10 protein-coding genes are annotated in these 15610 nt (G+C 67.0%); 5 read left to right on the top strand and 5 right to left on the bottom strand.

Annotated features, from left to right (window positions below; all coding sequences use genetic code 11):
* Positions 1–34 precede the first annotated feature (34 nt).
* The 5 genes from ACODS2_RS00475 to ACODS2_RS00495 all read right to left on the bottom strand — a co-directional run bounded on the left by ACODS2_RS00475 (position 35) and on the right by ACODS2_RS00495 (position 8456).
* A complete protein-coding gene (locus tag ACODS2_RS00475) occupies positions 35–1528 on the bottom strand; it encodes a phosphomannomutase (RefSeq protein WP_488997111.1) in 1494 nt (497 codons plus the stop codon).
* A 253-nt stretch (positions 1529–1781) separates the two neighbouring features.
* Positions 1782–2315 carry a GNAT family N-acetyltransferase gene (locus ACODS2_RS00480; RefSeq protein WP_488997112.1) on the bottom strand — a complete coding sequence of 178 codons (534 nt, stop codon included), beginning with the start codon at positions 2313–2315 and terminating at the stop codon, positions 1782–1784.
* A 4-nt stretch (positions 2316–2319) separates the two neighbouring features.
* Positions 2320–4056 (bottom strand): gamma-glutamyltransferase, encoded by a 1737-nt coding sequence (ggt, locus tag ACODS2_RS00485; RefSeq protein WP_488997113.1) that lies wholly within the window; start codon positions 4054–4056, stop codon positions 2320–2322.
* A 108-nt stretch (positions 4057–4164) separates the two neighbouring features.
* The gene (locus ACODS2_RS00490; RefSeq protein ID WP_488997114.1) at positions 4165–6819 is read right to left on the bottom strand and encodes a TonB-dependent receptor plug domain-containing protein; all 2655 of its coding nucleotides are present in this window, start codon (positions 6817–6819) and stop codon (positions 4165–4167) included.
* Positions 6820–7049: 230 nt separating this feature from the next.
* A complete protein-coding gene (locus ACODS2_RS00495; RefSeq protein WP_488997115.1) occupies positions 7050–8456 on the bottom strand; it encodes an HlyD family type I secretion periplasmic adaptor subunit in 1407 nt (468 codons plus the stop codon).
* A 156-nt stretch (positions 8457–8612) separates the two neighbouring features.
* On the opposite strand from ACODS2_RS00495, the gene ACODS2_RS00500 reads away from it, so the two are divergent.
* The 5 genes from ACODS2_RS00500 (at position 8613) to ACODS2_RS00520 (ending at position 15602) form a co-directional block, all read left to right on the top strand.
* Positions 8613–10853, top strand: a complete 2241-nt coding sequence (locus tag ACODS2_RS00500) for an ATP-binding cassette domain-containing protein (RefSeq protein WP_488997116.1) — start codon at positions 8613–8615, stop codon at positions 10851–10853.
* Positions 10854–10945: 92 nt separating this feature from the next.
* The gene (locus tag ACODS2_RS00505; protein WP_488997117.1) at positions 10946–11674 is read left to right on the top strand and encodes a hypothetical protein; all 729 of its coding nucleotides are present in this window, start codon (positions 10946–10948) and stop codon (positions 11672–11674) included.
* The gene (locus ACODS2_RS00510) at positions 11671–13323 is read left to right on the top strand and encodes a hypothetical protein (protein WP_488997118.1); all 1653 of its coding nucleotides are present in this window, start codon (positions 11671–11673) and stop codon (positions 13321–13323) included. The genes ACODS2_RS00505 and ACODS2_RS00510 overlap by 4 nt, the downstream gene beginning before the upstream one ends.
* 2 nt (positions 13324–13325) lie before the next feature.
* Positions 13326–13673: a PilZ domain-containing protein gene (locus tag ACODS2_RS00515; RefSeq protein ID WP_488997119.1), complete on the top strand. Its 348-nt coding sequence runs from the start codon at positions 13326–13328 to the stop codon at positions 13671–13673.
* Between the two features lie 132 nt (positions 13674–13805).
* The gene (locus ACODS2_RS00520; RefSeq protein WP_488997120.1) at positions 13806–15602 is read left to right on the top strand and encodes a TolC family outer membrane protein; all 1797 of its coding nucleotides are present in this window, start codon (positions 13806–13808) and stop codon (positions 15600–15602) included.
* Positions 15603–15610: the final 8 nt, after the last annotated feature.

Raw genomic sequence — 15610 nt, forward strand, 5'->3', positions numbered from 1 at the left:
TCGTCTGCTGTCAGAAGCGCTTGGTCCGCTCGGCTCAATCCGCAGGCATACCGAGCGCCGCCGTCACGCTGGCCAGGGCATCGCGGTTCAGCGCGGCAGCGCGCGTTTCGCTGTCCGCCTCGGTATAGCAGCGCAGTTCCGGCGCGTTGCCCGATCCGCGCAAGTGGATGATCTCGCCGCTGCTGAACGTCGCGCGGACCCCGTCGGTCGTGTCGATGATGGTCGCCTCGCCGGCAAAGGCCCCGAATAACCGCGTCTGCAACGCCAGCTGCTCGGCCGCCGAACCCGCCTTGAGCATGGTGAAGAGCTGCTCGCTGAGCGCCGGGGGAAATGCCTGAAGCCGGTCGCTGAACGTGAAGCGCTGCGGCAGGCTCGCCAGTTGCTGCGAAACGCTCCCGCCTGCTGCGGTCAGCACCAGCAGGATCGGCAGCACCGCATCGCGCGTCGGCAGTGCCGTGGTCGTCCCGCCGCCCGCGCCGGTAATATCCGAGCCGAGCAGGAAGCCGCCGTTTGCTTCATAGCCGCAGACCACATCGGACGGCGCGTGCTGCTCCTCGCTCATGGCGGCGATCACATAGGGCGAACCGATCCGCGTGCGCCGGCAACGCGGGAAGAGGTCCGATAGTTCGAGCGCGGTGTTGCTGCTGACTGGCGTGACAACCGCCGTCGCGCCGACGCGGGCTGCCGAAAGGATGCCGAGCACATCGCCGCGCATCCAGGTGCCGGCTTCGTCTGCCAGCAGCGGACGATCGGAATCGCCATCGGTCGAGACGATCGCATCGAACGTCCCGCCGCGCGCCCAGTCCCGCGCGAGGACGACGTCTTCATCGCGGATCGCCTCGGTATCGACCGGGATGAAGGTATCGGAGCGCCCGAGCAGCTCGATCTCCGCGCCAAGCTCGCGCACGATGCGGGCGAGAATGTCGCGCCCAACCGCTGAATGCTGGTAGATCCCGATGCGCTTGCCGCTGAGCGCGCCCGGCCCGAAATGATCAAGGTAGCGCTGGACATAGGCGGTCTCCACATCGGTAACCGGCGGCAGCGTTTCCGCGTCCGTCAGCATGCCCTCTGCCGTGAAAGTGCCCTCCGGCAGCGGGACCAACTGGGCGGACATCCCGGCCTCGTCCGTCTTGAGCACTTCTCCGGCGGGCCGGTAGAACTTGATGCCGTTGCGGTCCGCCGGGATGTGGCTGCCGGTAACCATCAGGCTGGGCATGCCTTCGGCGAACCCGTAGAGCGCCAGCGCCGGTGTCGGCACATAGCCGCAGAACACGGGCACGCCGCCGCAATCGCGGACAGCGCGGGCACAGGCTGCAAGGATGCGCGGCGTGCTGGGGCGCAGGTCTCCGGCAAGCGCCACGCGGCCGCCGGGCTGGAACTCGCCAAGGCCGGAAAGGTACGACAGGAACCCGCGCGTATAACCGTAGCAGACCCGGTCGGTCATCGCGACGACGGTGCCCCGCGCGCCGCTAGTCCCGAAAGCCACGCCGCTTTCGGCCATGAGGTCCTTCACCGTAATCTGCGCCATGCGATTGTCCCGATCCGTTTGCCTGCACCGGATCGGTGCAGGTGCGTGCACGCAGCCCGATCGCAGGGGCGCAGATGCACGATGCTCTTCGCCTGCCGCGCGGCAAGGTTCAAGACCCAAGTCGTGCGGCCCGTCGCAGGTCAGGCCCCAAGCGGTGCGCTCCGCGCGGTGTGCTTGAGCAAAATGGCGGGCGCGGCCGTTTTGTTCCCGCAGGGCAGCCTGCCGCCAGGTGCACGTCGCTGGCAGAGCGCCTCTAAAGCGGCTTGCCCATGCGGATGATCGGGACCTTCACGCCCTCGCGCGAGGTGGCCTCGACTGCCTCGATCTCGGCATAGCCGCAGGCCTTGTAGAGCGGCAGACCGGCCAGTGTTGCCATCAGCTCCGCACGGCTGAACCCGGCCGCGCGCGCGGAATCCTCGCACAGGGCCATGATCCGTTTGCCGATGCCGCGCCGGGCGTGGGCGGGATCGACGTACATCGCGCGGATTTTCGCGGCGTCCTTCGCCGGATCGAGTGGCAGCGGTTCGCGTGCCACGATGCTGTCATCCCCGCCGAACAATGTCGCCCGCCAGCTCCACCCCCCGCAGCCGACGAGCGCGCCCCCATCGAGGATCATGAAGTAGGTGCGGTCCTTCACCAGCTGGGTATCGAGCCCCATGATCTGGTGGCTTGCCTTGACCTGCTCGGGGGTGAGGAAGCCGTGCTGCAGCTCCTCGATGGCACGCGTCATCAGTGCACGCAGGGCGGGCAGGTCCTCCTCCTGCGCGAGGGCATGGGTGAACGCCATGACATCAGTACCCGGCCACGCTGCCCACCGGCAGGCGCGGATCGATTGCGCCGTAGAGCCGGTCACGGCCCACCGCGGGCTTGCCCAGCGCGGGGCTGCCGACGAGGATCGCCGCGACCTGGTTCCAGTAGTCCATTGCTTCCAGCTTGTGCCCCTTGGCCTCCAGCGCGGCGCGGGTTTCGGCGCTCAGCGCATTGGGTTCCATGAAGATCACATCAGGCAGCCACTGCGCATGGATGCGTGCGGCATCGGTCGCCTCAGTCACCGTCATGCCGTGGTCGATCACGTTGAGCATGACCTGCAGCACGCCTGTCGGGATATGGCTCCCGCCCGGGGTGCCGACGACCATGGCGAGCTTGTCGTCCTTCGTCACGATGGTCGGCGTCATCGAGGAGAGCGGCCGCTTTCCCGGGGCGATGGCATTGTTGGCACCTTCGACGAGGCCGTACATGTTGGGTACGCCGGGCTTCGACGAAAAATCGTCCATCTCGTCATTGAGCAGGATGCCGGTGCCGTCCGCCGTCACCCGCGCGCCGAACCAGTCGTTGAGCGTGTAGGTGAGCGAGACGGCATTGCCCGCGGCATCCACGATGGAAAAGTGCGTGGTGCTCGCGCCCTCGTGGCTCGTGCCCGGCACGCCGAGCGAGACGGACGGTGTGGCCTTGTCCGCCGCGATGCCGGCGCGCAGCTGCGCCGCATAATCGGGCGAGATCAGCTTGGCGACATCGGCCTTCACGAAGCCGGGATCGCCGAGGTTGACGTTGCGATCGTGGAAAGCGCGGCGCAGCGCTTCGGTCAGGTAGTGGATGTTCTGCGCCGAATGCCAGCCCAGCTCACCCATCGGGTAGGCGGAGAGGATGTTCAGCGTCTCGCACACCACGACCCCGCCCGAGCTCGGCGGCGGCGCGGAGATCACGTGATAGCCGCGGTAGTCGCATTCGAGCGGCGCGCGCTCGATGGCGCGGTAGGCGGCAAAATCGGCCTTGGTCAGGATGCCGCCGTGCGCCTTGCTCGATGCGGCGATCTTCTCGGCGATTTCGCCCTTGTAGAACACGTCCGCGCCCTTGTCGGCGATGAGCTGGAGCATGCGGCCAAGATCGGCCTGCACGAAGCGATGGCCCTTCTCCCAGGGCTTGCCATTGTCGAGGAAGATCGCGGCGCTTGCCGGATCCCGGGCGAAATCCTCCGCCCCTTCGGCGAGGAACGTCGCATCGCCCTGATCCATCACGAAACCATCGCGGGCGAGGCTGATGGCCGAGGCCATGAGGCGCGCGCGGGGCAGGGTGCCGAACTTCTCGCGCGCGAGTTCAAGGCCCGCGACCGTACCGGGCACGCCGACGGCCTTGTGACCGCGCGTTGAAAGCAGCGGGATCACCTTGCCCGCCTTGTCCTGATACATCGTTGGCGTGGCCGCTGCGGGCGCGGTCTCGCGGAAGTCGATGAAGCTGGTGCGGCCATCGGCAAGGCGCACCGTCATGAAACCGCCGCCGCCGATGTTACCGGCCTCCGGGAACGTCACCGCCAGTGCATAAGCCACTGCGATGGCCGCATCGACGGCATTGCCGCCCTCCTTCAGCACCTCGACCCCGGCATCGCTCGCCAGTCGGTGGGCGGAGACGACCATGCCATGCTCGGCGCCCACCGGCACTTGCGATGCGGCCATGAGCGGCGCGGGCAGGCTGGTGCCGGAAACAAGGGAAAGTGCCGCGAAGGCGGTGATTGCGGTCTTGCGCAGGGCCATGGTCGGTATCCTCTCGGCCCTTCCTCTGCCCCTGCCGGCAACAAAAGAAAAGGGGCGGGGAAGCCGAAACTTCCCCGCCCCCTTGCGTTAGGCCAGTTGGGCCGACCTTTAGTACTTCACGCTCGCGCGGACGTACCAGAAGCCGCCATTGAAGCCGAAGGGACCGCCGTTACGCGGATAGATCTGGCCGTCGCCGGTGCTGTTGGTCAGCGTGTAGATCGGGTTCGAGGTCGAAGCCTTGATCCGGTCGGGCTTGGTGTTGAAGATGTTGTTGCCACCCACGGTCAGCTTGAAGTTGTCCATGAAGGTGTAGCTCACGTCCATGTCAGCCGTGACCTTGGCACCGAATTCCTGACCCGGATAGTCGCTCTCGACGCGCCACTTGCCGAAGTAACGCGCAGCCGCGCCGACCGAGAACGCGCCCATCGACCAGTTGCCCTGGAGGTTGAGGCGGTGCTTCGGAGCAAGGTTTTCCGCGTCGCTGCGCTGGGCATCGCCGAGCGTGTTGGCGTCGAACTTGGTCACCTTGTTGCGGTTGTAGTTGTAGGCGAGCGTCAGGTTCAGCTTGCCGCCGGCCAGATCGGTCCGGTAGCTGCCCACCACGTCGACGCCGCGGGTGCGGATATCGAGCGAGTTGGTGAAGAACTGGACGTTGCCGCCCACGCCCACCGAAGCGAGCTCAGGCAGTGCCGCGATGTTGGCCGCGCTCACCACGAATGCCTTCGAGATGAAGATGCGGTCGGTCACCTTGATCTGGTAGCCGTCAACCGTCAGCGTCAGCGCGCTCGAGGGCTGGAACACGAAGCCCACGCCGAAGTTGGTCGACTTTTCAGGCTTCAGCGCTTTGGCACCGAAGAACTGCGCCACGTCGCTGGTCACCGGGAAGGTGCCGACCTGCACCGAGTTGCCCTGGAGGAAGTTGGTGGTCAGCACGGCGGTGTTGTTCTGGCCCGGGGTCGGGGCGTGGAAGCCCGAACCAACGGTGCCACGCAGCGCGAACTCGTCGGTCACGTGGTAGATGCCGTTGAACTTGTAGACGAAGCGGCCGCCGAACGAATCGTAGTGTTCGTAACGACCGGCTGCACCCAGCGTCAGCTGCTTGGTCACGTCGGCTTCTGCGCCCACGTATACGCCGTAGCTCTTCTGGTGGCTGGTGCCGGCATACTTCGGCGAAGTGCCGCCGTAGCCGCTGGCAGCCGGATCATACGATGCGGTCTGTTCATCGGCCGGGGCATACACGCCCGGAGCGGTCTGGATGTAGAGATCGTGGGCAATCGCGTAGGGGCCTGCGCCGTAGGACTGGAAATCGCCTTCGGTCGAGGTGTAGCTTTCGCGGCGGAATTCCGCGCCGCCCGAGAACGTGATCGGGCTGGCGAGGCCAGCTTCGACCGCGTAGGTCAGGTCGAGGTTGGCGTCGAATTCCTTCTGGATCAGCTTGCCGAACTCGAAGCTGGTCTGAGAAGCCTTGCCGAACGACGGGCTGATCGAGTTGTACATCGACAGGTCGAGCGAGTTGCGGCTCAGCGAGGCCGAGAGATCATAGGTGAAGCCGCCGTCGGTCTTGCCCTTGTAACCCATCGTGCCGATGGCCTGATCTGTCTTGCCCACGAAGATCGGCGTGAAGCCGCCCGGGTAGATCGAGGTCAGGTTGAAGACATTGCTGTCCTTGACATAGCCGCCAGCCGGGCAGGTCGGGTTACCGGCCGGGCACTGCGTCTGGTAGTAGGGGGCCTGGAAGAAGTTGCGGCCACCGATAGTGCCGGTCTTCAGCGTGCCGCTGCCATCGTCGTATTCGAAGCTGCTCGAGCCCTGATACGAGGAGCGGAAGTTGAAGCTCTGCTCGGCCCGGGCGTGCGCGAAGTTGCCGAAAGCATAGATCTTGCTGTTGTCGGTCACGTCATACGCGGCGTTGACGACGGCCTTCCAGCCTTCGCTTGGCGAGTTGCCCCAGATCTGCGCAGGCAGCGGAGCGAACGGCAGCTTGTCGGCCAGCGAGGGGTTCTCGGCGGCGAAGCGCGCAGCGATCGGGCGGGTCACACCGCGGCTGGTGCGGCCGTCGTTGTTGTATTCAGCCGAAACGTTGATGAAGCCGCGGTCCGACTTGAGGCCGGCGTTGCCCGCGATCTGGTAGCTCTTGCCGTCTCCGGCATAGAACTGGCCGTAGCGGCCGACGAGCTCGAAGCCGGCGTTGTCGCGCAGGCCGTAGTTCAGCACGCCCGCGATGGCGTCCGAACCGTATTGGGCGGTCGCGCCGTCACGCAGCACTTCGAGACCCTTGATCGCGATGGCCGGGATCGCCGAAATGTCGGGACCCTGCGAGCCGAACGAAAGGCCGGTGTCACCGCCGTTGTAGACCTGCACGAGGGCCGAGCGGTTGTAGCGCTTGCCATTGAGCATGACGAGCAGCTGGTCGCCCGGCAGGCCGCGCAGCGAAGGCGCGCGAACGAAGGTCGAGGCGTCCGAAATCGAGTTCTGGCCGACGAAGAACGACGGTACGAGGTTGCGGACCGAGTCCAGCAGGTTCGCGGTCGGCTGCGAGCTGATGTCAGCCGCGCTGATCACGTCGATCGGCGAAGCCGAGTCAGCAACGGTGCGGTCGGTACGGCGGGTGCCGATGACGACGATGCTCTGCGCAGCGGCGGCATCGTCAGGAGCTGCAGCAGCTTCCTGCGCAAAGGCGGCCTGCGGAGCGGCCACGCCGGCAAAGGCGGCTGCCGAAGCAAGCAGCGCGCCGCGCACGGCAAGATTGGAAAGGTTTCGCACGATAGGGTACCCCCTGAATTGAGCAGCCGGGCATTATGGTGCCCCCCCGGCCTGCCTCTGGATGAAGCGAGCCGTGGATATTCCTTCGATTGAAAGTGTAAACTGGTTTGCAGGGCAATCCGCATGCCGCAGATGCGAAACCAGACATTGTGTGACATTTTTGCTATTATCGATGCGGCGCTGCCACAGACGTTTTTGCTAGGGTTTGAAGACCTTAAGCGTCATCGCGCCTATTCGCGCAGAGCCTCCTGCGAGATGCGGATGAGCGGGCCGAGTACGTAGTTCAGGATAGTCTGGCGGCCCGAACGGATCGCCACTTCGCCGGTCATCCCCGGGATCACCGGCATGCCCGCACCGAAGCTCGCGCGTCCCGCATCAAGCCGCACGCGGTAGTAGAGCCCGCCGCGCGGGTCCTGGATCGCATCGGGAGAGACATCGACCACCTTGGCCGCGAGCGAGCCGTAGACCGTGGAATCGTAGGCCGAGATCTTGATCCGGGCGGGCAGGCCGGGCCAGATGTTGCTGCGGTCCTTGGGGGCGATGCGCGCCTCGATGATGACCTGGCTGGCGGCGGGGACGATCTCCGCCACCGGTTCACCACCGCGGATCACCCCGCCTGCCGTGCGCACGTTGAGCCGGTTGATCACGCCATCGACCGGCGCGCGGATTTCCTCGCGCGCGACGCGGTCCTGCACTGCGCCGAATTGCTCGTCGGCCTTGGCAAGTTCCAGCCGCAATTGCGCCGCTTGCGCGCGCATCTGTTCCATGTCGCTCGCCCAGATCTCGCCCCGCCGGGCGGCGGATTCGCCAAGGCCTGCGGAGGATTGCGGAATCTGGTTGGCCACATCGGCGATGCGCGTGCGCAGTGAAAGCAGCGACGCGCGCTTGTCGAGCACGTCGCGCTCCGAAACCGCATCCTCGGCATAGGCGCGCTCCAGCCTGGAGAGCTGCTCCATCGCCAGCCGTTCCTCATTGCGCAAGTTGGCGAGCCGCGCCTGAAGCGAGCCGACTTCGGCCGACTTTGCCCGCGCCTGCTGGTTGATCACGCCCACCTGGCTCATCCGCTGCGCCCGGCGCGAGGCGAACAGCCCGGCCTCGCTTGCGGCCAGCTCGGGGGCCTGCGCGGCGAGTTCCGGCGGCGGGGTGAAGCTCCCCGCACCGGCAATCTCGGCATCGAGCCGGGCGAGGATGATGCGCTTGGCGACCAGATCGGTCCGCGCGCTTTCGATCGCTGCGCCGGTCGAGGCATTGCTGATGCGCATCAGCACCTGCCCCTTGCGCACCCGCTGGCCCTCCAGAACAAGGATTTCCTTCACGATCCCGCCTTCAAGGTGCTGCACCAGCTGGTTCTGCGCCACCGGCAGCACGCGCCCCGCGCCGCGCGTCACCTTGTCCACGGTGAACAGCGCCATCCACAGCACGACGAGCACGAAGATGCTCGCCAGCGCCTTGAGCAGGCGCGAGGGCGCGCCGATCCCGATCCGCGCGCTCCATGGCAGCGCCGCGCCGATTGGCTGGCTGGCAAGCGAGAGCTTGCCGTCCAGCACGTCCTCCGCTTCACCGGGGCGCAAGTCGTCGAACAGGCTGCCCCCGCCGAGAAAGACGATAAGGGATTGGCGAAGGCGCGCTAAGCGCATGGCAGGACCTCGGTCAAAGCAAGAGTGTTGCCGAGAATTTACCGTTCATTATCCTCGTTTCGGCTTGCCGCCGGGCTACGCGCAGTCCCGTAGGTCCCGCTTTATTTGGCGTTTTCCATAAGCTGGCACTCCCGGCGCGAAAGCAGGGTAAACGCCATGATCGCACCGCCATCCGTCCGGCCTGAAGCCCGCCGCGCAGGATTCATTGGCCGAATCTTCCGCCGCCGCCCGCCGCCCGGCGCGCAAGGCCAGCCCATGGTCACGCCGCTCGCGATGCTCGCCGCGCTCGAACTGCTGGCCGCCGCGCGGGGGACCTCGCACGACTGCGGGGCGCTGGGCGCTGCACTGCCGATGGCGCAGGAAGCGCTGGCCGCCAAACTCGCCCCGCTCGCGCTCGCACGGATCGGCATCGAGGCGCACTGGCGCCCGATCGGCCACTGCGTGCCCGAGGCGGCAGACCTGCCGCTGGTCCTGCCCTTGGTGGGCGGCGGCGCGGTGCTCATCACCAGCCGCGCCGAGGAGCATGTTATCGTGCGCGATGCGCAAGGCCTGCAGGTGCTGCCCTTCGCGGCCCTGCGCCCGCTGCTGGCGGGCGAGGCGCTGCACAGCGGGCCGGTCGATCCGGTGAACGGCGCCTCCGACGCACACGAGCGCGATCTCATCCGCCGCAATCCCAGGGCCTGGCTGCTCGGCGCCTATCTCGCCGAGCGCCGTCCGCTGGGGCAGATGCTGCTGGCCAGCGCGCTGCTCAATCTCTGCGCGCTTGCGATCCCGCTCTATATGCGCGCGATCTATGATCGGGTGGTGCCCAATCTCGCGATCGAAAGCCTCTGGGCGCTGTCCATCGGGGTCGTGCTCGTGCTGGTGTTCGAACTGCTGCTCAAGAAGATCAAGGCGCGCTTTGTCGAGGCGGTGGCCACGCGCGTGGGGCAGGCCGTGCAGCACCGCGCGGTCGTCACCGTGCTGCGCGCCCGCGCGCCGACGCCGGGCATGGGCTTCGGCGCGATGCTGACTGCCTTACGCGATCTTGAGCAGCTTTCGCTGCTCGTGCCGGGTGCCATCGCCACGATTTGCGTCGATCTGCCCTTCGTCGTCCTGCTGTTCGCGCTGATCGCGGCCATCGGCGGGTTCACCGTGCTCGGCCCCATCCTCGGCGCGCTGGGCCTCGTCCTCGTCGGCATGGTCTGCAACTATGCGCTGAAACTTGCCAGCCGCCGCGCCTCGAAGCTCGTCCAGGCGCGCAGCGACCTGACCGCGGAACTCACCAGCGGCTGGACCACGATCAAGGCCAACCACGCCGAAGGCCTGTTCGAAGGCCGCTGGGACGTGATTTCCGATCATCTTGCCATGGCAGGCAAGCAGGCGCGGCACTTGACCGAACTGCCAGCTTCCACCTCGGGCCTGCTCGTCCAGTTTGTGACCGTGATGGTCGTGGTGATCGGCGTGCTGCAGATCAAGGCAGGGGTGATGACAACCGGCGCGCTGATCGCCGTCGTGCTCCTCACCGGCCGCGCGATGGTGCCCGTTGCCGCCACCGTCAGCATGTTCGCCCGCGCCTACCAGAGCCTTGCGCAATTCCAGGCCTTGGCCGGCCTGCTCCAGACCGAGCCAGAGCGCGATGTTTCCGATCCCGCCGTCAGCCTTGCCCCGGTACGCGGCGCGCTCGCGGTCGCAGGCCTCTCGCACACGTTCAGCGGAAGCGGCACGCCAAGCCTTTCAGGCCTCACGTTCACCCTGCGCGAGGGTGAGCGCGTCGCGCTGATCGGCAAGTCGGGTTCGGGCAAGTCGACCCTCCTGCAACTGCTCGCCGGGCTCATCCCCGCCGAGCAAGGGCTCATCACGCTTGACGGCCACGCGCTGGACCGTTTCGCCATCCCGCACTTGCGCCGGAACGTGATCTACAGCGCGCAGGATGCCATGATCTTCGAAGGCACTGTCTGGCACAACATCCTGCTCGGCATGCCCGAACCTTCGGCTGCCGTGGTTGACCGCGCGATCCGCTGTTCGGGGCTCGACAGTTTCGTCGCCCGTACCGCAGAAGGGTACATGCGCCAGGTCGGCCCGCGCGGCTCCGCGCTGTCCGGCGGGCAGCGCCAGTCGCTTCTGCTCGCCCGCGCGCTGGTGCGCAACCCCCGGGTGCTCCTGCTCGATGAGCCCACAGCCTCGCTCGATGTCGCCAGCGAACAGGCGGTGATCGCTGGGCTGGCCGAAGCGACGCGGGGCAAGACGCTGGTTGTCGCAACCCACCGCCTCGCCCTGCTCGAAATCGTCGACCGCGTGATCTGGCTGGAGGAAGGCCGCATCGTGGCAGATCGGCCCAAGGCCGAAGTGCTCGCCCAGTTGGCCGGTCACAATGGAAGCCAGAATGGTAAACAGGCCTCTAGGGAAGCTGCCTGAGCAGCCCCGGCCAGACCCCTTAAACAGACCACCTTATGGCCGGTTAATCATGGCAGAGCGCCGTTTCGCGCCGCCACCCCAAGGAGCATGACGTGGCAGGCGCATCCGCCGACGGCGAAGTCAATCACTGGCCGGCTTTCGTGGACGTGCTCACCACCGTGATCATGGTGGTGACCTTCTTGCTCGTGATCATGAGCGCGGCGGTGATGCAGCTTTCGCAGCGCGTCATCGCCAATTTCAAGCAGCAGATGATCCAGCAGGAGCAGCAGCAGAAGCGTACCGGCAAGGACGGCAAGCCCGTCGCCTGCGCGCCCGGTGCCGCGCCGGTGCTGTCTCCGCGCGATGCCGAAGCCGGCACCTCGGTCTCCGAACTCGGTTCCGTGCTGCGCACCCCTACCGTGACAGACGGGGCCGAGCGCCTTTCGATCCGCACACGCGACACGCCCGAGACGCTGAAGCTGCAGGTCAGGCCGGTGGAACAGCCGGACGATGCAAGAGGCATCGAGGTCACGACCGCCGATACCCTGCTCAAGGTCGGCTTCACGCCCAATGCCGCGACTTATGACGATGCCAATTCCGCCCGCGTCATCAGCTTCATCAAGAGCAAGGCCCGCGCCGGAATTAAGTACGAGATCTGGTCCTTTGCACCCCAGACGCGCTCGGTCTCCGAAGCGCAGCGCGTAGCGTTCTACCGCGCGGCAATGACCCGCAATCTCCTCCTGCGCGCCGGCCTCGCCCCCGGCGATGTCACCACCCAGATCCGCGTTACCGATGCAGCCTCGCCTGATGGGCACATGGTCCGCGTGGTGATCAAGCCATGACCGCCACCGGAACCACCGCCGTGGAAAGGAAGCTCCGCGCCGAACTGCTCAAGATGACCGCCATCATGACGGTCCTCGCGGGGCTCGGCATCTATGCTCATCAGTTCGTCATCGACGGCGTCGAGGCCAAGCTGGCGCTCAACCTGTCGATCTTCGCGATCTTCGGGGTCGCAGCCGGGATCGCCTTCCGCAACGTGCTGTCGCTGCGCAACGAAGTCGTCGCGCTGCGCGCGCTCCAGGTCGATTACGGCGAGCGCGCCAAGCGCCCGCGCGATCCCTATGCGCAACCCGCCGTGGTCTTTTCCGAGCCTGAACTGCTCGGGCTGGGCTATCGCCTGATTGCGGAGGAGCTCGGCAAGCAGGACCATCTCGAGATCGGCGCGGACACCGTCCAGACGCTGCTCCACGATGTCGACTTGCGCATCAACGATCGCAAGTCGACCATCCTCTACTTCTCCGGCCTGATGGTGTTCCTCGGCCTGCTCGGCGCGTTCATGGGCCTGATGAAGACTGTGCACTCGGTCTCCGACCTGATCGGCGCAATGGACGTTTCGGGCAGCGCCGGGGCCGACAGCTTCGGCAAGATGATCGAGGGCATGAAGGCCCCGCTCAACGGCATGTCGGTGGGCTTCTCCTCGTCGCTGTTCGGCTTGATGACCTCGATGGTCCTTGGCGCGCTCGAGCGCTGCATGACCAGCGCGATGAAGACGCTGCGCAATGAATTCGAGCACTGGCTGTCGAACCTCGCCCAGCTCGAAGCCGGTCAGACCGAGGCCTCCGCCAGCCCCTCGCGCGATTTCGGCGCGGTACGCCGCGCGATCGAGGCGGGTGCTGCCGAACTTGCCGAGTTGCGTGCTGCCATCATCGGCCTTGCTCACGGCGCGCAAGCGAACAAGCAGGAGATCGCGGGCCTTGCCGGCGCGATCGGCTCACTGAAAGATGGCGTCGCCGCCCTCTCCGATCCGCGCCAGCTGCTGCGGCCGGTCTCCGATGCCGTGGCGCAGCTGGCGCACAACCAGTCCGACATGCTTGCCCAGATTACCGCGCTGCATGAGGATGCCGCGGCCGATCGCGCGCATATCCGCGCGACGCTTGCCGCCCTCGGCGTTCTGGCAGAACGGTCCGCCGCGCTCGATGGCGACGAGATCCACCGCCAGCTCGATAGCCTGATCACCCTTTCCGGCGAAGCGCAGCACCGGCGGCACGCCGCGCCAGCGGCGGCAGATCCACTGTCGCCGCCTTCCGCGCTGGCCCGCATCGGCGGCTGGCTCGGCCTCTCGCCGCGCCGCCAGTTCGGCGATGCGGGGGGGCTGCGCCATGACCTGCAAGCCGGTCTCGCCACCAACCGCCGCGCGATGCGCGCACTGGCCGCGCGGCTCGACCGGCGGCTCGAGCGGCTCGCCGTCGCCTCCGCGCACCACCGCGACGCGATCGCGCGGCTTGAACTGCGCTGCGCCGAACACCGCGCTGCGTTCGAGACTTTCGCCGCCGCCGCCGCGCTCCCGCCGGATGCCGCTTCCGTCCAGCTAGGCGATGCGCGCCTTGAAATGGAGCGCTTGCGCCGCCGCCTCGGCATGCGTTTCGAGCATTCCGCACCAGATCTCCCGGCGGCCGGCGAAGCCATCCCCAACGCCCAGCGCGGAGCATGACGATGGCGCTGCATTTCAACCCGTTTGGCCGCCGCCCGGTGTTCTCGCGCGCCGATGTGCGCCACGATTGCCGGATCGACGGCGAGATCGTGCTGACCGAAAAGATGGTGAGCTACGAGGGCCGCCTCATCAATCTTTCGCGCGGGGGGGCGATGTTTCGCCCGCGTCTTGCCTATCTGATGAACCGCCGCGGCGATGCCGTGCTGGTCCAGGCCGCTGGCCTCGCGCTTGTCGGCGAGATCGTCGCGACGACCCCGCTGGGTTTCGGCATCCGGTTCGAGCAGCCGCTGGGCGATGGCGAACTGGCGCGTCTGCTTGCCCACGTTGCGGCTGATCCAGCTGCTGCCTGAGCCCGGCGCAAGGCGGCGCAAAGCCCCGTCCTGCAGGGCTGCAAGCGCTATCCCCTAGGGTCTGCTTGCGCCGCAATTAACCACACCGGTTCCACATTCAGGCGGGTTCCAGGAGGTCATGAAGGAAGCTTGGTGCCGCATCGTCTTGCCAGACTGCCGCTGACGGCGCTCGCGACCGGCCTCGCCGCCGGCGCAGCGCTTGCGGTGTCTGCGGCCCGTGCTGCCGAACCTGCGCCGGCCCTTCCTCGCACGCCCGAATTGGCATACGTTCTGGAAGGGCTCGATGGTCCCGATCTCGTCACCGTGCCCGGTAGCGGTCCACGCCAGACCGCTCCCGCACCGCCCCCGCCGCTGCCGCAACCAGACCCCGCCGAAGTGAGCATGCCTGTCCTGCCGCAGGGACCGATGCCCGATGGCTCGACTCTCGCCGCGCGCATGGTGGACGGAGCCGCGCCGCTCCCCGGCGGGGAGGCCGAGCTTCCCCCGCTCGATCCCGCGCAGCCAGCCGCAGCAGATGCGCCGCCCCCGCCGCGCACTGTCCTCTCGAAGCTCGATCTGCCCGGCCCGGTCCCTGCCCGGCGTCCGGTTGCGCCGCCGTCCGCTCCCGCAGTCGCTGATACCGATGCGCCTGATCTGGCCCCTGCCGCACTTGCACCGGCCACACCTGAAGGCACCGAATCCCTCACTGAAGCGATCATTGCCTCGCTCAAGGGCAATCCCGAAATCCAGATCTCGCTCGCCCAGCAGGACGACGCGCGCTACGCCGTCAATGAAGCCCGCGCGAGCTACCTGCCGCGTATCGACGTGACCGGCGCCTGGGGCCGTGAGTTCGCCCGCACCATCCCGCAGGCGGCCACTCAGCGCTTCCGCAGCGAAGCCACGATCTCGCTCAACCAGAATCTCTGGGACTTCGGCGTCACCATCAACGACATCAAGCGCGCCCGCGCCAGCTACCGCGCCGCCCAATGGGGCACGCGCGAGCGGATCGAGGCGATTTCCTACGATATCGCCAATGCCTATCTCGGCGTGCTGCTCCAGCAGAACCTTGTCGCGCTGGCGGAAGGCGAAATCGCCTCGGTCCGCAAGATCCTGCGCATCGTCACCGTGCAGAAGGACCTCGGCCTCACCACCCCCGCCGATGTCGAGCGCGCACAGACCCGGCTCGACAACGTGCGCTCGCAGCTGCTTGATCGGCAGAGCGCGCTTGAACAGGCGCGCAATGCCTACAAGCGCCTTACCGATCACATGCCGCTGCGCGCCGCCGAAGTGCCTGCCGCCGGGGCCGCGCTGCCCGAAAGCGCCGATATCGCGGTAGACCTCATCGACACGCGCAGCCCGCGCCTGGCGCAGGCGGTCGAGGATCGCCGCTCGCTCGACAAGCAGTACGATAGCCAGGCCGATACCGCGCTGCCGCGCCTTGGCCTCTCCATTGCCAGCGACTATCGGCAGGATGTGCTCGGCGCGACCGGCCGCGCGATCGACGCCCGGGCGATGGTGACGTTTTCCTATCGGCTCTACAACGGCGGGGCCGCCACCGCGACCAAGCACCGCATCGCCGCGCGGCTGCGCCAGGCCGATTACGAGCTCGACCGCCGCCGCCGCGAGGTGGAGCAGGACATCCGCATCGATTACGCCAGCCTTGGCGCCGCGCGCGAAAAGATCGCCACGATCGAGGCCGAAATCGCCTCCGCCCAGCGCGTTGCCGATCTCTACAAGCAGCAATTCCGGGGTGGGCGGCGCACGGTGTTCGATCTGCTCGATGCCGAACAGCTGCTGTTTGCTGCGAAGGCCAAGCAGACCGCCAACCAGATTGCGCTGCGTGCGGCGGAATACCGTGTGCTGCAGAAACTGGGCGGGCTGTTCGATCTGGTCAGTGGCGGCCAGCCCCTTCCCGATCTCGAACAGCCCGCGCCCGGCGGCGGGGACTGACTCCGGGT

It is taken from the genome of Novosphingobium sp. FG137 (genome assembly GCF_057809735.1).